Source organism: Comamonas sp. SCN 65-56 (genome assembly GCF_001724135.1).
Classification (GTDB): Bacteria; Pseudomonadota; Gammaproteobacteria; order Burkholderiales; family Burkholderiaceae_C; genus Comamonas_C.
On the sequence record NZ_MEDS01000010.1, the window covers coordinates 57,892 to 76,869 of the forward strand.

At 64.6% G+C, this 18,978-nt stretch carries 19 protein-coding genes and 2 tRNA genes; 11 read left to right on the plus strand and 10 right to left on the minus strand.

Annotation, left to right across the window (positions count from 1 at the left end; translation table 11 throughout):
• The first annotated feature begins 136 nt into the window (after window positions 1-136).
• The 10 genes from ABS45_RS07450 to ABS45_RS07495 all read left to right on the plus strand — a co-directional run bounded on the left by ABS45_RS07450 (window position 137) and on the right by ABS45_RS07495 (window position 10,552).
• Complete coding sequence (locus ABS45_RS07450; protein WP_291554597.1) at window positions 137-2,494, plus strand: bifunctional salicylyl-CoA 5-hydroxylase/oxidoreductase; 2,358 nt, start codon at window positions 137-139, stop codon at window positions 2,492-2,494.
• 5 nt (window positions 2,495-2,499) lie between these two features.
• Complete coding sequence (locus ABS45_RS07455; RefSeq protein ID WP_291554598.1) at window positions 2,500-3,294, plus strand: SDR family oxidoreductase; 795 nt, start codon at window positions 2,500-2,502, stop codon at window positions 3,292-3,294.
• A gap of 16 nt (window positions 3,295-3,310) precedes the next feature.
• Window positions 3,311-3,775: a MarR family transcriptional regulator gene (locus ABS45_RS07460; protein ID WP_291554599.1), complete on the plus strand. Its 465-nt coding sequence runs from the start codon at window positions 3,311-3,313 to the stop codon at window positions 3,773-3,775.
• Window positions 3,772-4,629: an enoyl-CoA hydratase family protein gene (locus ABS45_RS07465; RefSeq protein ID WP_291554601.1), complete on the plus strand. Its 858-nt coding sequence runs from the start codon at window positions 3,772-3,774 to the stop codon at window positions 4,627-4,629. The genes ABS45_RS07460 and ABS45_RS07465 overlap by 4 nt, the downstream gene beginning before the upstream one ends.
• A complete protein-coding gene (locus ABS45_RS07470) occupies window positions 4,629-5,858 on the plus strand; it encodes an acyl-CoA dehydrogenase family protein (RefSeq protein ID WP_291554603.1) in 1,230 nt (409 codons plus the stop codon). The genes ABS45_RS07465 and ABS45_RS07470 overlap by 1 nt, the downstream gene beginning before the upstream one ends.
• A complete protein-coding gene (locus ABS45_RS07475) occupies window positions 5,855-7,477 on the plus strand; it encodes an AMP-binding protein (RefSeq protein ID WP_291554606.1) in 1,623 nt (540 codons plus the stop codon). The genes ABS45_RS07470 and ABS45_RS07475 overlap by 4 nt, the downstream gene beginning before the upstream one ends.
• Window positions 7,474-7,872: a RidA family protein gene (locus ABS45_RS07480; protein ID WP_291554607.1), complete on the plus strand. Its 399-nt coding sequence runs from the start codon at window positions 7,474-7,476 to the stop codon at window positions 7,870-7,872. Before ABS45_RS07475 ends, ABS45_RS07480 begins: the two co-directional genes overlap by 4 nt.
• A gap of 30 nt (window positions 7,873-7,902) precedes the next feature.
• Window positions 7,903-9,084 carry an acyl-CoA dehydrogenase gene (locus tag ABS45_RS07485; protein WP_291554609.1) on the plus strand — a complete coding sequence of 394 codons (1,182 nt, stop codon included), beginning with the start codon at window positions 7,903-7,905 and terminating at the stop codon, window positions 9,082-9,084.
• Window positions 9,085-9,089: 5 nt separating this feature from the next.
• Window positions 9,090-9,509: a thioesterase family protein gene (locus ABS45_RS07490; protein ID WP_291554611.1), complete on the plus strand. Its 420-nt coding sequence runs from the start codon at window positions 9,090-9,092 to the stop codon at window positions 9,507-9,509.
• Window positions 9,510-9,616: 107 nt separating this feature from the next.
• Window positions 9,617-10,552: a DMT family transporter gene (locus ABS45_RS07495; protein ID WP_291554613.1), complete on the plus strand. Its 936-nt coding sequence runs from the start codon at window positions 9,617-9,619 to the stop codon at window positions 10,550-10,552.
• Between the two features lie 173 nt (window positions 10,553-10,725).
• On the opposite strand, the gene ABS45_RS07500 is transcribed toward ABS45_RS07495, so the two are convergent.
• The 7 genes from ABS45_RS07500 to ABS45_RS07530 all read right to left on the minus strand — a co-directional run bounded on the left by ABS45_RS07500 (window position 10,726) and on the right by ABS45_RS07530 (window position 16,163).
• The gene (locus ABS45_RS07500; protein ID WP_291554615.1) at window positions 10,726-11,520 is read right to left on the minus strand and encodes an ABC transporter ATP-binding protein; all 795 of its coding nucleotides are present in this window, start codon (window positions 11,518-11,520) and stop codon (window positions 10,726-10,728) included.
• Window positions 11,521-11,536: 16 nt separating this feature from the next.
• A complete protein-coding gene (locus ABS45_RS07505) occupies window positions 11,537-12,445 on the minus strand; it encodes an ABC transporter permease (RefSeq protein WP_291554617.1) in 909 nt (302 codons plus the stop codon).
• A gap of 89 nt (window positions 12,446-12,534) precedes the next feature.
• Window positions 12,535-13,500: an ABC transporter substrate-binding protein gene (locus ABS45_RS07510; RefSeq protein WP_291554619.1), complete on the minus strand. Its 966-nt coding sequence runs from the start codon at window positions 13,498-13,500 to the stop codon at window positions 12,535-12,537.
• A 154-nt stretch (window positions 13,501-13,654) separates the two neighbouring features.
• Complete coding sequence (locus ABS45_RS07515) at window positions 13,655-15,349, minus strand: electron transfer flavoprotein-ubiquinone oxidoreductase (RefSeq protein ID WP_291554621.1); 1,695 nt, start codon at window positions 15,347-15,349, stop codon at window positions 13,655-13,657.
• Between the two features lie 122 nt (window positions 15,350-15,471).
• Window positions 15,472-15,547: transfer RNA gene (locus ABS45_RS07520), tRNA-Asn, on the minus strand.
• A 42-nt stretch (window positions 15,548-15,589) separates the two neighbouring features.
• Window positions 15,590-15,665 (minus strand) — tRNA-Asn (locus ABS45_RS07525).
• A 57-nt stretch (window positions 15,666-15,722) separates the two neighbouring features.
• Entirely contained in the window at window positions 15,723-16,163 is a 441-nt protein-coding gene (locus tag ABS45_RS07530) for a YbaN family protein (RefSeq protein WP_291554660.1), read from the minus strand.
• On the opposite strand from ABS45_RS07530, the gene def reads away from it, so the two are divergent.
• Entirely contained in the window at window positions 16,162-16,701 is a 540-nt protein-coding gene (gene def, locus ABS45_RS07535) for a peptide deformylase (RefSeq protein WP_291554623.1), read from the plus strand. The two genes, ABS45_RS07530 and def, sit on opposite strands and share 2 nt — an antisense overlap.
• Here def and ABS45_RS07540 read toward each other — a convergent pair.
• The 3 genes from ABS45_RS07540 to mobA are packed head-to-tail and all read right to left on the minus strand — an operon-like array spanning window position 16,653 to window position 18,974.
• The gene (locus ABS45_RS07540) at window positions 16,653-17,024 is read right to left on the minus strand and encodes a thioredoxin family protein (protein WP_291554625.1); all 372 of its coding nucleotides are present in this window, start codon (window positions 17,022-17,024) and stop codon (window positions 16,653-16,655) included. The two genes, def and ABS45_RS07540, sit on opposite strands and share 49 nt — an antisense overlap.
• A gap of 1 nt (window position 17,025) precedes the next feature.
• The gene (gene glp / locus ABS45_RS07545) at window positions 17,026-18,360 is read right to left on the minus strand and encodes a gephyrin-like molybdotransferase Glp (RefSeq protein ID WP_291554627.1); all 1,335 of its coding nucleotides are present in this window, start codon (window positions 18,358-18,360) and stop codon (window positions 17,026-17,028) included.
• Window positions 18,357-18,974, minus strand: coding sequence for a molybdenum cofactor guanylyltransferase MobA (gene mobA / locus ABS45_RS07550; RefSeq protein WP_291554629.1), 618 nt, complete (start codon window positions 18,972-18,974; stop codon window positions 18,357-18,359). Before mobA ends, glp begins: the two co-directional genes overlap by 4 nt.
• Window positions 18,975-18,978 lie beyond the last annotated feature (4 nt).

The following is an 18,978-nucleotide window of genomic DNA, read 5'->3' on the forward strand; positions in this document are numbered from 1 at the left end:
GCCATTGAGGGGGCTGCCTGATCGTGGTGTGATCCGGAGCAGCGCCGCGATTTATTTTGCAAAATTACTTGACATTTAAACTATTCACAAATAAATTACGTCCATCTTCCAGCCACAGCACACCAGAGGTTCAACCATGAAGATTGTCTGTATCGGCGGCGGCCCCGGCGGCCTGTATTTCGCGCTTTTGATGAAGCAGCGCAACCCCTCGCACGACATCACCGTCGTCGAGCGCAACAAGCCCTATGACACCTTTGGCTGGGGCGTGGTGTTCTCCGACGCCACGATGGACAACATGCGCCAATGGGACAAGCCGACCGCTGACACCATTCAGCAGGCCTTCAACCACTGGGACGACATCGAGCTGTTGTTCAAGGGCGAGGTCATCCGCTCGGGCGGCCACGGTTTTGTCGGCATCGGGCGCAAGATGCTGCTCAATATCCTGCAGGCGCGTTGCGAAGAGCTGGGCGTGAAGCTCGTGTTCGAGACCGAGGTCGACTCCGATCTGGACTTCCCGGATGCCGACCTGATCATTGCCAGCGACGGCATCAATTCCAAGATCCGCACGCTGCATGCCGATACCTTCAAGCCTGAGCTGGCGGTGCGCCCCAACCGCTTCATCTGGCTGGGTACCAAGCGCCAGTACGACGCCTTCACCTTCGATTTCCAGAAGACCGAGCACGGCTGGTTCCAGGCGCATATCTACAAGTTCGACGAGGAAACGTCGACCTTCATCGTTGAGTGTCCCGAGCATGTGTGGAAGGCCCACGGTCTGGACAATGCCGGGCCGGATGAATCCATCGCCTTCTGCGAAAAGCTGTTTGCCGACAACCTCAAGGGCGAAAAATTGCTGAGCAACGCGCGCCACTTGCGCGGCTCGGCCTGGATCAACTTCACTCGCGTCAAGTGCGACCACTGGTGGTTCAAGAACAAGAATGGCGCGCACGTGGTGCTGCTGGGTGACGCGGTGCACACGGCGCACTTTGCGATCGGCTCGGGCACCAAGCTGGCGCTGGAGGACGCGATCGACCTGACGCGCAAGTTCATCGAGCTGGGCGACGGCGCCGATCAGATTGAAAACGTGCTGACCCAGTACCAGGCCGACCGCAGTATTGAAGCGCTGCGCCTGCAAAACGCTGCCTGGAACGCGATGGAATGGTTTGAAGTGTGCGGCGAGCGCTACTGCGACCAGCTGGAGCCGCCGCAATTCATGTACTCCATGCTCACGCGCAGCCAGCGTATCAGCCACGAGAACCTGCGGCTGCGCGACAAGGCCTGGCTGGAGGGCTACGAGCGCTGGCTGGCACGCCGTGATGGCTTGACGGTGGCCGACGATCAAACGCCGCCGCCGCCGATGTTCACGCCCTACACCGTGCGCGGCTTGACGCTGAAGAACCGCGTCGTCGTCTCGCCGATGGCGCAGTATTCCTGCGTTGACGGCCTGCCGGATGACTACCACCTGGTGCACCTGGGTGCGCGCGCCATGGGCGGCGCCGGCATGGTATTTGCCGAGATGACCTGCATCACGCCCGAGGGCCGCATCACCCCCGGCTGCCCCGGCATCTACAACGCGGAGCAGAAGGCGGGATGGAAGCGTATCGCCGACTGGATTCACACCCACAGCGACGCCAAGTTCGCAATGCAACTCGGCCATGCGGGCGCCAAGGCTTCGACCCGCCTGGCCTGGGATGGCACGGACCTGCCACTGGAGTCGGGCAACTGGCCCATCATTGGTGCCTCCGAGCAGCAATACCTTGCAGGCGTCAGTCAGGTGTCCAAGGAGGCCAGCAAGAGCGAGCTGGAGCACCTCAAGCAGCGCTTTGTGGAGGCGACGAAGGACTGCATCGATATTGGCGTCGACTGGATAGAGCTGCACTGCGCCCACGGTTATCTGCTCTCGGAATTCATCTCGCCACTGACGAACCACCGCAAGGACGAGTACGGCGGCAGTCTGGAAAACCGCCTGCGCTATCCGCTGGAAGTCTTCAAGGCGATGCGCGCCGTCTGGCCGGCGGACAAGCCGATGTCGGTGCGCATCTCGGCCACCGACTGGGTCGAGGGTGGCATCACGCCGGCGGACGCGGTGGAAATCGCCAAGGCCTTCAAGGCCGCAGGCGCCGACATGATCGACTGCTCGGCTGGCCAGGTCAGCAAAGAGGAAAAGCCGGTCTACGGCCGCATGTGGCAAACCCCGTTCGCCGATCGCGTGCGTCAGGAGGCGGGCATCGCCACCATCGCCGTGGGCGCCATTACCGAGGCCGACCACGTCAACAGCATCATCGCCGCCGGCCGCGCCGATCTCTGCGCCGTGGCCCGTCCGCACCTGGCCAACCCGAACTGGACGCTGACCGAGGCCGCCAAGATTGGCTATACGCCCATCGTCTGGCCCAAGCAGTACTACCAGGGCAAGCGCCAGATGGAGGCACTGTTCGAGCGCGAGAAGGCGCAGGTCGCGGCGCAGATCGCGGCTGCTGCCATCCACGTCCCGGCGTGAGCGGCATGAACGCCGTTGCACCTGCCTGGAATGAGCGCCACTGCCTGGTGACGGGCGGTGCTCGCGGCATTGGTCTGGCCGTGACGCAGGCGCTGCTCGCCCGTGGCGCGCGCGTGACCATGCTGGGGCGCAGCACGGTGGCTGAGGAGCGTCTGATTGCCTTGGCCGGCAATGCCGAGGTGGCCGCGCGACTGCAGGCGGTGTCGGCCGATGTGGCCGATCCGGCGGCCGTCGGCGCCGCGTTTGCCCAGGCGGTCGAGCGCTTTGGTGCCATCGACACGCTGGTCAACAACGCCGGCCAGGCCGAAAGCTTGCCGTTTGCCAAGATGGACATGGCGCTCTGGCACCAGATGCTGGCCGTGAACCTGACCGGCACCATGGTCTGCACCCAGGCCGCGCTGCCGGGCATGCTGCGCGCTGGCTGGGGGCGCATCATCAACGTCGCCAGCACCGCAGCGCAGCGCGGCTATGCCTATGTCAGCGCCTACTGCGCGGCCAAGCATGGGGTGCTGGGCCTCACGCGCGCCCTTGCGCTGGAGCTGGCCACCAAGGGCATCACGGTCAACGCGGTCTGCCCCGGCTACACCGAGACCGACTTGCTCAAAGACAGCATTGCCAATATCGTCGCCAAGACCGGACGCAGCGAAGCTGAGGCTCGCGCGCAGTTGGCCGCGGGCAACCCGCAAAAACGCCTGGTGCAGCCCGAGGAAGTCGCCAGCGCCGTGCTGTGGTTGTGCGAAGGCAGCGCCGCTGCGGTGACCGGCCAGGATATTTCCGTCAGTGGCGGAGAGGTGATGTGAGATGGCGCCTGTAGACATGGAAGCCCGCGCCCACGCGGGTCACCCGGAAGAATTGCGGCTGTGGCTGCGCATGCTGACCTGCACCCAGCTGATCGAGCGCGACCTGCGATCGCACCTGCGCGAGCAGTTCGAGACCACCTTGCCGCGCTTTGACCTGATGGCGCAGCTGGAGCGCAAGCCCGAGGGGCTGCGCATGAGCGAGCTGTCCAGGCGCATGATGGTCACCGGCGGCAACGTGACGGGCGTGACCGACCAGCTGGAGAAAGAAGGATTGGTCGAGCGCGTGACCGACGAGGATGACCGCCGCGCCTTTCGCGTGCAGCTCACCGCCAAGGGGCGCCAGGAGTTTCACGCCATGGCGCAGGCGCATGAAGAGTGGGTGGTAGCCGCGCTGGGCGGCCTCGCACCTGAAGAAATTCGCACCTTGCACCAGCTGCTGGGCAAGGTCAAACGCCACTATCTGGAACTGGAGACCACATGAAACACTACATCTCGTCCAACAACCCGATGCGCCCCCAATTTGGCGCGCGCTTCAGCTATCAGGCGCAGCATTTCGCGTGGGAGTGCGGTGACGATGGGGTGGCCACCGTCATGCTCAACCGGCCGGATCGCAAGAATCCGCTGACGTTCGACAGCTACGGTGAGCTGCGCGATCTGTTCAATGGTCTGCGCTACGCCACCGACGTCAAGGTGGTGGTGGTGACCGGCGAGGGCGGCAATTTCTGTTCCGGCGGCGATGTGCACGACATCATCGGGCCGCTCACCAGGATGACCATGCCCGAGCTGCTGGAGTTCACCCGCATGACCGGCGATCTGGTCAAGGCCATGCGCCACTGCCCGCAGCCCATCATCGGCGCCATTGATGGCGTTTGCGCCGGTGCCGGTGCCATGATGGCTTTGGCCTGTGACCTGCGCTACGGCAGCGAGCTGACCAAGACGGCGTTCCTGTTCACCCGCGTAGGCCTGGCAGGCGCCGACATGGGTGCCTGCGCGCTGCTGCCGCGCGTGATCGGCCAGGGCAGGGCGAGCGAGCTGCTGTTCACCGGTCGCGCGATGAGCGGGCACGAGGGCCTGGCCTGGGGCTTCTTCAATGCCTTGCATGAGAGCGGCGAGTTGCTGGCCAAGGCGCAAGCCATGGCGCGCCAGCTGGCCGCAGGCCCGATGTTCGGCCATGCGATGACCAAGAACATGCTGAATCAGGAATGGGCCATGACCATAGACCAGGCGATCGAGGCCGAGGCGCAGGCGCAGGCCATCTGCATGCAGACGCAGGATTTTCGCCGCGCCTACGAGGCCTTCGTGGCCAAGCAAAAGCCTGTGTTTGGAGGTGACTGATGAGTGCCGGCATCTTGCAGGCCACGCACCTGCGCCCCTCCGCGTCGCACCTGGCGCTGCCGTTCTTCGACGAGGCGCACCGGCGCATTGCTGCCGAGCTGCCCGACTGGACCAACGCCCAGCGTGTCGATGAAACCGATGACCGCGCGGCTTGCCGCGATTGGGTCAAGCGCTTAGGGCAGGGCGGCTGGCTGGGCTACTGCGTGCCGGGTGAATTCGGCGGTGCATTGCCCGAGCTCGATTCGCGCGCATTGGTGATGCTGCGCGAGACGCTGGCGTTCTATTCGCCGCTGGCGGACTTTGCCTTTGCCATGCAGGGCTTGGGCAGCGGCGCCATTTCGCTCGGCGGCAGCGAGGCCACGCGCCGCGCCTATCTGCCCGAGGTGGCTGCCGGCCGCAAGATCGCCGCGTTTGCGCTGTCCGAACCCGAGGCAGGCTCCGACGTCGCTGCAATGAAATTGAGAGCTACTGGCGCCCGTCCGGATTGCGTTGCAGGTCAAAAAGAGGATTATTATTTTCTGGATGGCCAGAAAACCTGGATCAGCAATGGCGGTATCGCCGACTTTTACTGCGTCTTTGCCAAGACCGATCCCGATGGCGGCAGCCGCGGCATCAGCGCCTTTGTCGTCGATCGCGGCAGCGAGGGCCTGGACGATAGCGCGCACATCCCGGTGATGGCGCCGCATCCGCTGGCCACACTCACGTTCACGCGCTGCCGCGTGAGCGCAGAGCAGATGTTGGGCGAGCTCAATGCCGGCTTCAAGATCGCCATGCAGACGCTCGACATCTTCCGCGCCAGCGTGGCCGCGGCCGCGCTGGGCTTTGCGCGGCGTGCGCTGGCCGAGGCGATCGATCATGCGAAGAAGCGCAAGATGTTCGGTCAGACGCTGGCCGATTTTCAGCTGACGCAGGCCAAGCTGGGCGAGATGGCGGCGCTGATCGACGCCGGGGCCTTGCTGACCTACCGCGCCGCCTGGATGCGCGATACCCAACAGGGCGACCAGCGCGAACGCAGCGTGGCCGCGGCCATGGCCAAGATGACCGCCACCGAAAACGCCCAGCGCGTGATCGACATGGCGCTGCAGATGCATGGCGGTTTGGGCGTGATGGTCGGCAGCAAGGTGGAATCGCTCTACCGGGATATCCGTTCGCTGCGCATCTACGAAGGTGCGACCGAGGTGCAGCAGCTCATCATTGGCAAGGCCGCCCTGCAGGAGATGAGAAAGTGACTGTTGCATCCGCTCACACAGATTCCTTCGTGCGCGACCGTCTGCCGCCCAAGGCGCAGTGGCCCGAGTTTCGTTACGACCTGCCTGAGCAGCAGATCCCGGACCAGGCGAACGTGGTGTCCGCGCTGTTTGCCCAGGCGCTGGCCAACGGCCGGGGCGACAAGCCGTTTTTGCGTTCACCCAGCCAAACGCTGAGCTACGCGCAGGCCGAAGCCGAAGTCAACCGCATCTGCGGCGTGCTGCTGGGCGAGTGCAAGCTCGTGCCCGGCAACCGCGTGCTGCTGCGCGGTGGCAACTCGATCGAGATGGCACTGGCCTGGCTGGCGGTGGTCAAGGCCGGCCTGATCGCCGTGGCCACGATGCCCTTGCTGCGTGCCAAGGAGCTGGACCAGGTGGCGGACAAGGCGCTGCCCTCGCTGGCCTTGTGCGAGGCGCATTTGCTGCAGGAAATGGAGCGGGTGGCGCAGGTCCAGTCAGGCGATTTGCCGATGTTGGTATTTGGTGATGCGGCCCGCGCCGATGGCCTGGAAGCACGCTCGGCCAAGCAGTCCGCGGACTATGCAGGCTGCGCGACGGCCGCGGATGACCCTGCGCTGCTGGCTTTCACCAGTGGCACCACCGGTGTGCCCAAGGCCTGCGTGACCACGCACCGTGAAATTCTGGCGGCCTGCAATGCCTGGCCACGCCATGTGCTCAAGGCCACGGCCGACGACGTGGTGACCGGTTCGCCGCCGCTGGCGTTCACCTTCGGTCTGGGCGGCTTGCTGGTGTTTCCGATGTGGGCCGGTGCCTCCATCTACTACCCCGACGGCCGCTACAGCCCCGAGACCATGGTGCGCGAGATGCGTCAGCATGGGGTCTCGATTTGCTACACCGCACCCACCTTCTACCGCCAGATGGCACCGTTCATGCAGTCGATCGGCGTGCCCAGCCTGCGCATCAGCGTCAGCGCCGGCGAGGCGCTGCCGGACGCCACGCGCCAACTCTGGAAGCAGGCCACCGGCATCGAGATGCTGGACGGCATTGGTGGCACCGAGGTGTTTCACATCTACATCTCCTCGGCCGGCGCCGACGTGCGCCCCGGTGCCATCGGCAAGGTCGTGCCCGGCTACATCGCCAAGGTGGTGGACGATGACGACAACGAAGTGCCGCGTGGCACCGTCGGGCGCCTGGCGATGATCGGCCCGACCGGCTGCCGCTACATGCAGGACGAGCGCCAGACCAAGTACGTCACCAAGGGCTGGAACCACCCGGGCGATTCGTTCATGCAGGACGAGGACGGCTATTTCTTCTACCAGGCGCGCAACGACGACATGATCGTCACCGCCGGCTACAACGTCGGTGGTCCGGAGGTCGAGGGTTGCCTGCTTACGCACCCGGCGGTGGCCGAATGCGGTGTCGTCGGCAAGCCCGACGAGGCGCGCGGCATGATCATCAAGGCCTTCATCGTGCTCAAGCCGGGCTACCAGGGCGATGCGGCTCTGGTCAAGACGCTGCAGGACTATGTCAAGAACAGCATCGCGCCCTACAAATACCCGCGCGAAATCGAATTCATCACCCAGCTGCCCCGAACCGAGACGGGCAAGGTGCAGCGCTACAAACTGAGGCAAACCCCATGATCCACCAGAACATTCAACCTGCGGGCTGGGCGCCTGCCAAGGGCTATGCCAACGGTGTGGCAGCACGCGGCACGCAGATCTTCGTCGGCGGCCAGATCGGCTGGAACGCCCAGCAACAGTTCGAGAGCGACGACTTCATCGCCCAGGTGCATCAGGCGCTGGCCAACATCGCCGCGGTGCTCAAGGAGGCCGGTGCGGGCCCTGAACACATGGTGCGCATGACCTGGTATGTGATCGACCGCGTGGAATACAACGCCCGCCTGAAGGAACTGGGCGGTGCGTACCGCGAGGTCATGGGCAAGAACTTCCCGGCCATGACCTGCGTGCAGGTCGCGGCGCTGATGGAAGAGCGTGCCAAGGTCGAGATCGAAGTCACGGCCGTCCTCCCCGATTGATTCTCAAACATCCTGAAACCGGAGCCTTTCATGTCCAAAACCAAGACCCCTTTCAGCTGGGAAGACCCGTTCGCCCTGCGCGAGCAGCTCTCGGAAGATGAGCGTGCCGTGCAGGATGCCGCGCATGCCTACTGCCAGGACAAGCTGCTGCCGCGCGTGCAGGACGCCTTTCGCAATGAGCAGACCGATCCATCCATCTTCCGCGAGATGGGCGAGCTCGGCCTGCTTGGCCCGACCATTCCCGAGCAATACGGCGGGGCGGGCCTGAACTACGTCAGCTACGGCCTGATCGCGCGCGAGGTCGAGCGCGTGGATTCGGGCTACCGCTCCATGATGAGCGTGCAATCGTCCCTTGTGATGGTGCCGATCAACGCCTTTGGCAACGAAGCCACCAAGCAGAAATACCTGCCCAAGCTGGCCAGCGGCGAGTGGATCGGCTGCTTTGGCCTGACCGAGCCCAACCACGGCTCCGACCCTGGCAGCATGATCACTCGCGCCAAGAAGGTGGCGGGCGGCTATTCACTCTCGGGCAGCAAGATGTGGATCAGCAACAGCCCGATCGCCGATGTGTTCGTGGTCTGGGCCAAGGACGACGAGGGTGCGATCCGCGGTTTTGTGCTTGAAAAAGGCTGGAAGGGCCTCACCGCCCCGGCCATCCACGGCAAGGTCGGTCTGCGCGCATCCATCACCGGCGAAGTCGTGATGGACGAGGTGTTCTGCCCCGAAGAGAACGCCTTCCCCGAAGTGCGCGGCTTGAAGGGCCCGTTCACCTGCCTGAACAGCGCACGCTTTGGCATCGCCTGGGGCGCCCTGGGCGCGGCCGAGGACTGCTACGCCCGCGCGCGCCAGTACGTCATCGACCGCAAGCAGTTTGGCAAGCCGCTGGCCGCCAACCAGCTCATCCAGAAGAAGCTGGCCGACATGCTGACCGAAATCACGCTGGGCCTGCAGGGCTGCCTGCGCCTGGGTCACATGAAAGACGCGGGCAACCCCGCCGTCGAGCTGACCTCCATCGTCAAGCGCAACAGCTGCGGCAAGGCGCTCGATATTGCCCGCCTGGCGCGCGACATGATGGGCGGCAACGGCATCAGTGACGAGTTCGGCGTGGCGCGCCACCTGGTAAACCTGGAGGTGGTCAACACCTACGAGGGAACGCACGACATCCATGCGCTGATCCTGGGTCGGGCGATCACCGGCATCGCGGCGTTCTGATCGCCATGCCCGAGGTGGCGCAGCCGGGGCGGTACGAGCGGGTCTATCCGATCCGCTTCTCGCACTGCGATCCAGCCGGCATCGTGTTCTTCCCGCAGTACCTGGTGCTGTTCAACCACCTGCTGGAAGACTGGTTCACCCATGGCCTGGGCATAGACTACGCCGAATTCATCGGAAAGCGCCGCGTGGGTACGCCAACAGTGCGGCTGGAGTGCGATTTTCGCGCCATCAGCCGCATGGGCGAGGACGTGAATTTCGCGCTCTGGCCCGACAAGGTAGGCACTCGCTCTCTCACGCTGGCGATAGAAGCGAGCTGCAAGGGTGAGTTGCGCGTGGGCGCCCGCCAGGTACTGGTCTTTACGGATCTGGAGTCGCACAAGGCGGTTGAAATACCGCAAGACGTGCGTGCAGCACTCAACCGTTGACGCGAAGCCGGTTTCTCTTGCTCCGGTTCGCCGGGCTGTCAGAGACCATGTGCCGTCGTGGGCCAATGGTGCGGATCTCCGGGCCTGTCCTTTGATGGAAGGGTTTCATGGGTTCTTTTGAGCGGCGCCAGCGCCTGGGTTTCTGGCTCGGCGTGCTGGGCATGCTGCTGTTTTCAGTGACGGTGCCGGCGACGCGCCTGGCCACCGGCACCGATGCCGACCCGCAGCTCTCGCCCTGGTTTGCCACGGCAGGCAGAGCGGCGATCGCGGGCGTGCTCTCGGTTCTTTTTCTGCTGTTTACCCGCTCGTCCTGGCCCGCGCGGCATCTGTGGCGGCCGCTGCTGCTGGCGGTGCTGGGCAATGTGCTGCTCTGGCCGCTATTGGCGGCGATAGCGCTGCGCAGCGTGACGGCGGTGCATGCGGCGGTGATCGTGGCCGTGATTCCGCTGGCGACGGCGGTCTTCGCGGTGCTGATCCTGCACGAGCGTGAGCGCATGGGCTTCTGGGTCTGTGCGGTGCTGGGTGCGGCCCTGGTGATCGTGTTTTCGCTGATCCGCGCCGATGGGGCAGGGGGCTTTGGTTTTGCCTGGGCCGATGTGCTGCTGGTCGTGGCGGTGCTGGCGTCGGCCTTTGGCTATGTCTACGGCGCGCAGGTGACGCTGGAGCTGGGGGCCGAGCGCGTAATCTGCTGGATGTGCGCATTGGCGCTGCCGGTGTCGCTGCCGTTGATGCTGTGGCTCTGGCCCGATGCGGCCACGCTGGCCAAGGTGCGCTGGCCCAGCTGGGCGGGCCTGATCTACATTGGCACGGTGTCGATGTGGTCGGGCTTTTTCGCCTGGTATCGCGGCCTGGAATGGGGTGGCACGCTCAGGGTCAGCCAGGTGCTGCTGCTGCAGCCCTTTTTTGCGATGCTCTTCGCCGTGCCGCTGCTGGGCGAGCATATCGATGCACTGTCGCTGGCGTTTGCCTTGGCAGTGGTGCTGATGGTGTTTCTCGGTCGCCGCTTCTCCGGTGCGACGCGCATCGCGCCGCAGCCGGAGTAGGCTAGGAGCCTGTCGGACTTTGGAAGCGTCGGCTGCAAATCGGCTGCAGCGGTCCATTTTTCACCGTCTTTTTGCCCAATAGAACCACTATTGGGCTGCAAATCCGGCAAAAACTGGCCTCGCTGGGACCAATTTTCGCTTTCGACGCCGAAAGTCCGACAGGCTCCTAAGGGTCAGCCCAGCAGCAGCGCGTCGTCGGCGAGCTCCTCGCCGCGCACCTTGGCAAACATCTTGAGCAGGTCAGGCACGTCCAGGCGCGCGCGCTCTTCGCCCGAAACATCGAGCACCACCTGACCCTGGTGCAGCATCACCGTGCGTTCGCCCACGTCCAGCGCCTGGCGCATGGAGTGCGTGACCATCATGGTGGTGAGCTTGCCTTCTGCCACGATGCGCTGGGTGAGCTTGAGCACGAAATCCGCGGTGCGCGGATCAAGCGCTGCGGTGTGCTCATCAAGCAGCAGGATGCGCGAGGGCTGCAGCGAAGCCATCAACAGACTCACCGCCTGGCGCTGGCCGCCAGAGAGCAGGCCGATGCGGTCCGTCAGGCGGTTCTCCAGCCCAAGCCCCAGCGTGGAGAGCTTCTCGCGGAACATGTCCCGCTCGGAGCTTTTCACGGCACCACGCAGACCGCGGCGCGTGCCGCGCTGCTGGGCCAGTGCCATGTTTTCCTCGATGGTGAGGTCCTCGCAGGTGCCGGCCATCGGGTCCTGGAAGACCCGTGACACGAGTTGTGCGCGGTTCCACACCGGCTCGTCGGTCACATCCAGTCCATCGATGAAAATTTTGCCGGTATCCACCCCCAGGCCGCCTGAAATGGCGTTGAGGAAGGTGGATTTGCCGGCGCCGTTGGAGCCGATGACGGTGACAAACTGGCCCGTCGGTATTTCCAGCGTCATGCCGCGCAGCGCCTTGGTTTCGATCGGCGTGCCGGCGTTGAAGGTAATGTGAAGGTCTTGTGCGTTGAGCATGGTGGTCTCCTGGCGCTTACATGCTCTTGGGGGCGTCGGGCAGGCGCTTGTGCTTGAGCATGCGCTTGAGGTTGGGCACCACCAGTGCCAGCGTCACCAGCACGGCGGTGACCAGATTCAGGTCTTGCGCCTTCAGGCCGATGAAATCGCTGTTGAGCGCGATGGCGATGAAAAAACGATAGACGATCGCGCCCAGAATGGCGGCAAGCGTGGCGTAGACCAGTCGGCGCGACGGCAAGATGGCCTCGCCCACGATGACGGCTGCCAGACCGATGACGATGGTGCCTATTCCCATGGAAATATCGGCGCCGCCCTGGGTTTGCGCAAACAATGCACCCGCCAGGCCGACCAGCGCGTTGGAAACCGCCATGCCCAGCAGCACCATGGCGCCGGTGTTGATGCCTTGCGCACGTGCCATGCGGGTATTGGAGCCGGTCGCGCGAATCGACAGGCCGCGTTCGGTGGAAAAGAACCAGTCAATGATGATTTTGGCGATGACGATGAGAGCCAGCAGGATCATTGGGCGTGCCCAGTAATCTTCCAGTCCATTGGGCTGCAGCAGCGTGAACATCGTCGGGTCATTGATGATGGGCACGTTGGGGCCGCCCATGACACGCAGGTTGATCGAGAACAGCGCAATCATCATCAGGATGCTGGCCAGCAGATCCATGATCTTCAGGCGCACGTTGAGCCAGCCGGTGATGTAGCCCGCGCAGGCACCGGCCAGGGTGGCTGCGACGGTGGCAATGTAGGGGTTGAAGCCGTTGTGGATCATGACGGCGCAGACCGCGCCGCCGAGCGGAAAGCTGCCGTCGACCGTCAGGTCGGGGAAGCGCAGCAGACGAAAGGAAATGTAGACGCCGAGTGCGACGAGCGCGAAGATCAATCCGATCTCGACTGCCCCCAGAAACGAAAACAGAGACATGGTTTGGCTCACATACGAAAAAGGCAGAAACCATGGATTGCACGGTTTCTGCCGGGTTGGGGAGTGGACTCAGAGGCTGGTGGCCAGTGTCACTTCACGACGGTGGTGGCCGACTTGACGAAGTCTTCGGAAAGCTTTACGCCTTGCTTTTCAGCAGCGCCGGGGTTCACGAACAGCTCCAGCTTGGTGCTGATTTCAGGCTTGATGTCGCCGGGCTTCTCACCTTTGAGGATGCGCGCCACCATGCGGCCAGTCTGCTCGCCCAGATCGCGGTAATTCACGCCGAGCGAGGCGATCGCGCCGCGCTTGACGCTGTCCGAATCGGCGGCGATCAGCGGAATCTTGGCTTCCTGCGCCACCTTGACCAGCGATTCGTAGGCCGACACCACGTTGTTATCGGTGCTGTTGTAGATCGCGTCCACCTTGCCCACCAGGCTGCGGCCGGCGCTGCTGACGTCGACCGAGCGCGGGGCAGAAGCCTCGACCAGCGTGATGCCCATCTTGGGCAGCAGCTCCTTGAGCTCCTTGACGACCACGACCGAGTTGGCCTCGCCCGGGTTGTAGACGATGCCCAACCGCTTGACGTTGGGAACGATCTTCTTGACGAGTTCCATCTGCTTATCCATCGCCAGCAGGTCAGAGACGCCCGTCACGTTGGTGTGCGAGGGCTCCCAGCTGGGCACCAGCTTGGCGGCAACCGGGTCGGTCACGGCGGAGAACACCACCGGCACCGTCTTGGTGGCGGCGACCACGGCCTGCGCGGAGGGTGTAGCGATGGCGATGATGACGTCCGGATTGTCACCAATGAACTTGCGGGCAATCTGCGCTGCCGTGCCGGTATTGCCCTGGGCGCTCTGGTATTCCCACTTCAGGTTTTTGCCCTCCTCGAAGCCGGCGGCCTTCAGCGCGTCCTTGGCGCCGTCTCGCACGGCATCGAGTGCGGGGTGTTCGACGATGGCGGTGACGGCAACGGATTTCGTCTGGGCGCTGGCCGGCGCGATGGCGGCAAACGCGAGCGTCAATGCACCCAGGGTCATCCAGGGCAGTTTCTTCATGGGTATCTCCTAACAGGAATATGAGAGCTGAGTTGGGCAGCGCCGCAGTGGTTTTACGCTGGCGCCGTGGGCGCGAGTTTACGGCAGCAAGGCAAAAAAAACGCCCCTGAATGGGGCGTTCAAGGGAATACCCCTAGACGATTTATGCTCGCTTTTACATAGCGGAATAATTCGGTCCGCCGCCGCCTTCTGGTGTGACCCAGACGATGTTCTGGGTCGGGTCCTTGATGTCGCAGGTCTTGCAGTGCACGCAGTTCTGCGCATTGATCTGCAGGCGCTCGCCGCCAGCACCATCATCGACGAACTCGTAGACGCCGGCCGGGCAGTAGCGTGCTTCCGGCCCGGCGAACTTGGCCAGGTTGATGGCTACCGGCACGGTGGCGTCCTTGAGCGTGAGGTGCGCCGGCTGGTTTTCTTCGTGGTTGGTGTTGCTGATGAACACGCTGGAGAGCCGGTCGAAGGTCAGCTTGCCATCGGGCTTGGGATAGTCGATGGGCTGGCATTCGCTGGCCGGCTTCAGGTAGGCGTAATCCGGTTTGTCGCGGTGCAGCGTCCAGGGCATGTGGCCACGCAGCACGAACTGCTCGAAACCGTTCATCACCGTGCCCACGCTCAGGCCCCACTTGAACCAGTTCTTGAAGTTGCGGTCTTTCTGCAGTTCGCCGTAGAGCCAGCTGTTCTCGAACGCCAGCGGATAGGCGGCAAGCTCGTCGTGCTGGCGACCCGCCATGATGGCCTCGTAGGCGGCATCCGCTGCCAGCATGCCGGTCTTGATCGCCGAGTGGCTGCCCTTGATGCGGCTGACGTTCAGGAAGCCCGCATCGCAGCCGATCAGCGCGCCGCCGGGGAAGACCACCTTGGGCAGCGAATTGATGCCGCTGGCGTTGATGGCGCGGGCGCCGTAGGACAGGCGCTTGCCGCTCACTTCACCCTTGGCGTTCTCCAGGTACCAGCGGACGTTGGGATGGGTCTTCCAGCGCTGGAATTCCTCGAATGGGCTCAGATAGGGGTTGGTGTAACCCAGGCCGGTGACGAAACCCAATGCCACGCGATTGCCATCCAGGTGGTAGATGAAGCCGCCGCCGTAGGTACTGTTGTCCATGGGCCAGCCGGCGGTGTGGATGACCAGGCCGGGCTGGTGGCGCGCCGGGTCGATCTCCCAGAGTTCCTTCACGCCCAGTCCCCAGGACTGCGGGTCGCGCCCTTCGTCGAGCTTGTAGCGGGCGATCACCTGCTTGCCCAGATGGCCGCGCGCACCTTCGGCGAAGACGGTGTATTTGCCCAGCAACTCCATGCCGAGCTGGAAATTGTCCGTGGGCGTGCCGTCCTTGCCCACGCCCATGTTGCCGGTTGCCACGCCCTTGACCGCGCCTTTGTCGTCATAGAGCACTTCGGCGGCGGCAAAGCCGGGGAAAATCTCCACGCCCAGCGCCTCGGCCTGCTCGGCGAGCCATTTGGTGACCTCGCCCAGGCTCACGATGTAGTTGCCATGGTTGTTGGCAAACGGTGGCAGGAAGAGATTGGGAATGCGAAAGGATCCGCCTTCTGCGCCGAGGAAGACGTAACCGTCGTCGGTTACCGGTTGGCGCAGCGGCGCGCCCTTGGCCTTCCAGTCGGGCATGAGTTCCGTGAGTGCGCGCGGATCGACGATGGCGCCCGAGAGAATGTGCGCACCGGGCTCCGAGCCTTTTTCCAGCACGACGACGGAAACTTCCTTGTCGTGGGCCAGCGCCTGTTGCTTGAGGCGGATGGCGGTGGCCAGGCCGCCCGGGCCGGCGCCGACGATCACCACGTCGTATTCCATGGACTCGCGCGGGCCGTAGGTGCTCAGGATTTCTTCGTTGGTCATGGGGTCTCGCAGATCAGAGCGGCGCACGGGCGCTGCATGTAACCGGGCATTGTAAATGCCGGTATCCGGCACGCACGCCATTGCGCCGGATGCCCGCGTGGGCATGAGCAGGGGGTGGGGAGTGGCTCCTCGACCTGGGCTCGAACCAGGGACCTGCGGATTAACAGTCCGTCGCTCTACCGACTGAGCTATCGAGGAAAAATAGGTGGCCGGGACGGTTGAAGCGCACCAGCAGCTGGGTGGCTCCTCGACCTGGGCTCGAACCAGGGACCTGCGGATTAACAGTCCGTCGCTCTACCGACTGAGCTATCGAGGAACAAGCCCGCGATTCTAACGGCAAAAACCACCGATACCCTGTGCAACTGGTGAAATTTCAACCGGGCGGCTCGGGTCGCAGCCACAGCCAGGTCAGTACGCAGACCATGCTGGCATAGGCCGCCAGGCGCGCCCAGGCGGGTACCTGAACGAGTGCCAGAAACAGCATGGAGATGCCCATCACCAGGGTCGCGCTCCATTTGGCCTTGCGGCTCACGAAGCCGCCGGCGGCCCAGTTCTGCAGCATCGGGCCAAACAATCGGTGGCGCCACAGCCAGGCGTGCAGGCGCGGTGACGAGCGCGCGGCCGCCCAGGCCGCCATGAGGATGAAGACGGTGGTCGGCAGACCGGGTACGAAGATGCCGACGATGCCGGTGGCCAGACTCAGGACTGCAAAGGCAAACAGCAGCCAGCGCACGAGGGTGGGTGGCGGTGGCGGCAACGGAGGCAGATCGGACACGCCGGGTATTGTGCCGCCCGTTATGCTGGCAGGCACCATGACCATACACAGCATCCTGAAAATGGGCGATCCGCGGCTCCTGCGCCAGGCCGAGCCGGTGGCGGAGTTCGATACCGAGACCTTGCACGGCCTGGTCTACGATTTGATAGACACCATGCGTGCCGCCAATGGCGCAGGCTTGGCCGCGCCGCAGATCGGCGTCGGTCTGCAGGTCGTGGTGTTTGGCAGCAACGAGCGCAACCCGCGCTATCCGGACCGCCCGCTGGTGCCACACACCGTGCTGCTGAACCCGGTGATCACGCCACTGACTGATGCGATCGAGGAGGACTGGGAGGGCTGCCTTTCGGTACCCGGCCTGCGCGGCAGGGTGCCGCGCTATCAGCGCATTCGCTACAGCGGCTTTGATCCGTATGGTGACTCGATCGCGCGCGAGGTCGAGGGCTTTCACGCCCGCGTGGTGCAGCATGAGTGCGATCACCTGATCGGCATGCTCTACCCCATGCGCATGCGCGATCTCAGGCTGCTGGGCTATACGGATGTGTTGTTTCCGGGGCTGCCGGCGGAAGATGATGACTGAGCGTCCATCTGCGCCAGCGCCTCTTCGATGGCCGCACGGTCATGCGGGCGCACCAGCCGGGCGACTTCCGCGCCGTCCCGCAAAAAGACCAGCGTCGGCCAGAGCTTGACGCCAAAGCTGCGCCCCAGCCGCCGGCCGGGGCCGTCTTCGACGTTGAGGTGCAACACGCCCGGGTGCGCCGCCAATGCGGCTTCGAGCAGCGGCTGCGCGCGGGCGCAGTGGCCGCACCAGGGCGTGCCGAATTCCAGCAGCACAGGCCCCCGGGAATGGTCCAAGGCTTCGCGTGCGGGAGGCGTTTCGAGGTGGGTGGCGCTGTAGGGCATGTCAGAACGCACCGTCAAACATCATCACGTTCACCATCTCGCCGGGCTGCACGGTGCCGCGCGCGTGCTCCAGCACGATCAGACCATTGGCACGCACCATGGAACTGAGCACTCCGGCGCCTTGCGGCCCGGTGCTGCGCACCTGCAGCACGCCGTCGGTGCTTTCGCTCACGATGCCGCGCTGGTATTCGGTGCGCCCGGGCATCTTGCGCAGCGGCTCGGTGGCGCAGGCGCGCAGCAGGGGCGCTGCGCTGTGTCTGCAGCCCATCATCTGGCGCAGAGCAGGGCGCACGAAGGCGATGAAAGCCACCATGGCCGCCACCGGGTTGCCAGGCAAGGCGAAAAAAATGCTATCTTGATGATAGCTTCCTGCGCTTGATGGGTAGGCGTCAACAGCCATTTTTTCATGAAATTTCGAATGAAAAACACCGACCGCCATGGGCCTGCCGGGGCGCATGGCGATCTGCCAGAACACCATCTCGCCCAGCTCCTGCAGCAGGGTGCGCGTGTGGTCGGCGTCGCCCATGCCGGCGCCGCCGCTGGTGATGACGGCATCCGCTTCGCGGGCGCCGCGCAGGAAGGCGGCGCGCAGCAGCGCCGGATCGTCCGGCACGCAGCCCAGGTCCAGCACCTGCACGCCCATGCGCGTGAGCAGGCCGTGCAGCGTGTAGCGGTTGCTGTCGTGGATGGCGCCTTCACGCGGCGCTTCGCCGGGGCGCAGGATCTCGCTGCCGGTGGAGAGCAGCGCCACGCGCAGCGGTCGCAAGACTGGCGCTTGCTCAAGCCCCAAACTGGCCAGCAGGCCAATGGCTGCGGGCGTAAGCAGTTCTCCTTTTTCAAGGGCGACGCTGCCGCGCGCAATGTCTTCGCCATGCAGGCGGCGATTGGCGCCGGGGCGCAGTGCATCGGCGGCGATGGCAATGCTGCCGCCATCGCCGGCCCGCACCAGTTCGCGCGGCACCACGGTATCCGTACCCGTGGGCATGACGGCGCCGGTCATGATCTTCACGCACTGGCCCGCTTGCACGCGGCCCTGCCAGGGCTGACCCGCCAGCGCGCTGCCTGGCAGGGGCTGCAGCTGCAGGCTCTGGCGGGCGTGCAGCTGATCGCCCGCGAACGCATAGCCGTCCATCGCGGCGTTGTCGTGCCCGGGCACGTCGATGGGCGAAACCACATCCTCGGCCAGCACGCGGCCATGGGCGTCGAGCAAGGGCAGCGCTTGTGCCTGGCCCACGGGGATGATGAGCTGCTGCAGAAAGGCGTTGACCGCGTCCACCGGCAGATCCTGCGGCGCATAGCCGGGAATCCGGGCGGCGATTTCGGCGATGCGGCTCATGGCGTGGCGGCCTGCAACGTCTGCAGCTCCTGCAGCGTGTTGATGTTGGCAAAGGCCTGTGGATCGTCGCCCGCGCGATCAAAGCGGGCCGTGGCGCAGCCTTGCTGCTCGGCCCAGGGGCGGATCTTGCGTCCGCCGCCTTGCAGGTAGTCGCGCAGGCTGGGTGCCGTGCTTTGGTGCAGCAGGCAGAACACCGGCTGCGGGCGCAATGTGCCGGTTTCGTCGGGAGCGCGGGCAAAGGCGATGGATGCGCGCGCCTGCGTTGCCGCTTCGGCCAGGCGCGCTGCCAGATCGGCGGGGAAAAACGGGGCATCGCAAGGCACGGTCAGCAGCCATGCGGTTTCGCAGTGCGTGAGGCCTGCGAGCATGCCGGCCAGTGGACCGGCGTAATCGGCATCGGCATCGCTCCAGATCGGCACACCCCAAGCCGCGTAGGCGGGCAGGTTGCGGTTGGCGTTGATGGCGACGCGGCCCACTTGCGGGCGCAGGCGAGCCAGCGCATGCAACGCCAAAGCTTGACCACGCCAAGGCTGCAACCCTTTGTCGGCGCCCTCCATGCGCGTGCCGCGCCCGCCCGCAAGCACCAGGCCGGTGATCTCCTGCGGGGTGGTCATGGTT

Excerpts from the sequence above, each read along its gene's own strand:
- ABS45_RS07450 (WP_291554597.1), top strand. The coding sequence starts at position 137 with ATGAAGATTGTCTGTATCGGCGGCGGCCCCGGCGGCCTGTATTTCGCG.
- ABS45_RS07455 (WP_291554598.1), top strand. The coding sequence starts at position 2,500 with ATGAACGCCGTTGCACCTGCCTGGAATGAGCGCCACTGCCTGGTGACG.
- ABS45_RS07460 (WP_291554599.1), top strand. The coding sequence starts at position 3,311 with ATGGAAGCCCGCGCCCACGCGGGTCACCCGGAAGAATTGCGGCTGTGG.
- ABS45_RS07465 (WP_291554601.1), top strand. The coding sequence starts at position 3,772 with ATGAAACACTACATCTCGTCCAACAACCCGATGCGCCCCCAATTTGGC.
- ABS45_RS07470 (WP_291554603.1), top strand. The coding sequence starts at position 4,629 with ATGAGTGCCGGCATCTTGCAGGCCACGCACCTGCGCCCCTCCGCGTCG.
- ABS45_RS07480 (WP_291554607.1), top strand. The coding sequence starts at position 7,474 with ATGATCCACCAGAACATTCAACCTGCGGGCTGGGCGCCTGCCAAGGGC.
- ABS45_RS07485 (WP_291554609.1), top strand. The coding sequence starts at position 7,903 with ATGTCCAAAACCAAGACCCCTTTCAGCTGGGAAGACCCGTTCGCCCTG.
- ABS45_RS07490 (WP_291554611.1), top strand. The coding sequence starts at position 9,090 with ATGCCCGAGGTGGCGCAGCCGGGGCGGTACGAGCGGGTCTATCCGATC.
- ABS45_RS07495 (WP_291554613.1), top strand. The coding sequence starts at position 9,617 with ATGGGTTCTTTTGAGCGGCGCCAGCGCCTGGGTTTCTGGCTCGGCGTG.
- ABS45_RS07500 (WP_291554615.1), bottom strand. The coding sequence starts at position 11,520 with ATGCTCAACGCACAAGACCTTCACATTACCTTCAACGCCGGCACGCCG.
- ABS45_RS07505 (WP_291554617.1), bottom strand. The coding sequence starts at position 12,445 with ATGTCTCTGTTTTCGTTTCTGGGGGCAGTCGAGATCGGATTGATCTTC.
- ABS45_RS07510 (WP_291554619.1), bottom strand. The coding sequence starts at position 13,500 with ATGAAGAAACTGCCCTGGATGACCCTGGGTGCATTGACGCTCGCGTTT.
- ABS45_RS07515 (WP_291554621.1), bottom strand. The coding sequence starts at position 15,349 with ATGACCAACGAAGAAATCCTGAGCACCTACGGCCCGCGCGAGTCCATG.
- def (WP_291554623.1), top strand. The coding sequence starts at position 16,162 with ATGACCATACACAGCATCCTGAAAATGGGCGATCCGCGGCTCCTGCGC.
- ABS45_RS07530 (WP_291554660.1), bottom strand. The coding sequence starts at position 16,163 with ATGGTGCCTGCCAGCATAACGGGCGGCACAATACCCGGCGTGTCCGAT.
- ABS45_RS07540 (WP_291554625.1), bottom strand. The coding sequence starts at position 17,024 with ATGCCCTACAGCGCCACCCACCTCGAAACGCCTCCCGCACGCGAAGCC.
- glp (WP_291554627.1), bottom strand. The coding sequence starts at position 18,360 with ATGAGCCGCATCGCCGAAATCGCCGCCCGGATTCCCGGCTATGCGCCG.
- mobA (WP_291554629.1), bottom strand. The coding sequence starts at position 18,974 with ATGACCACCCCGCAGGAGATCACCGGCCTGGTGCTTGCGGGCGGGCGC.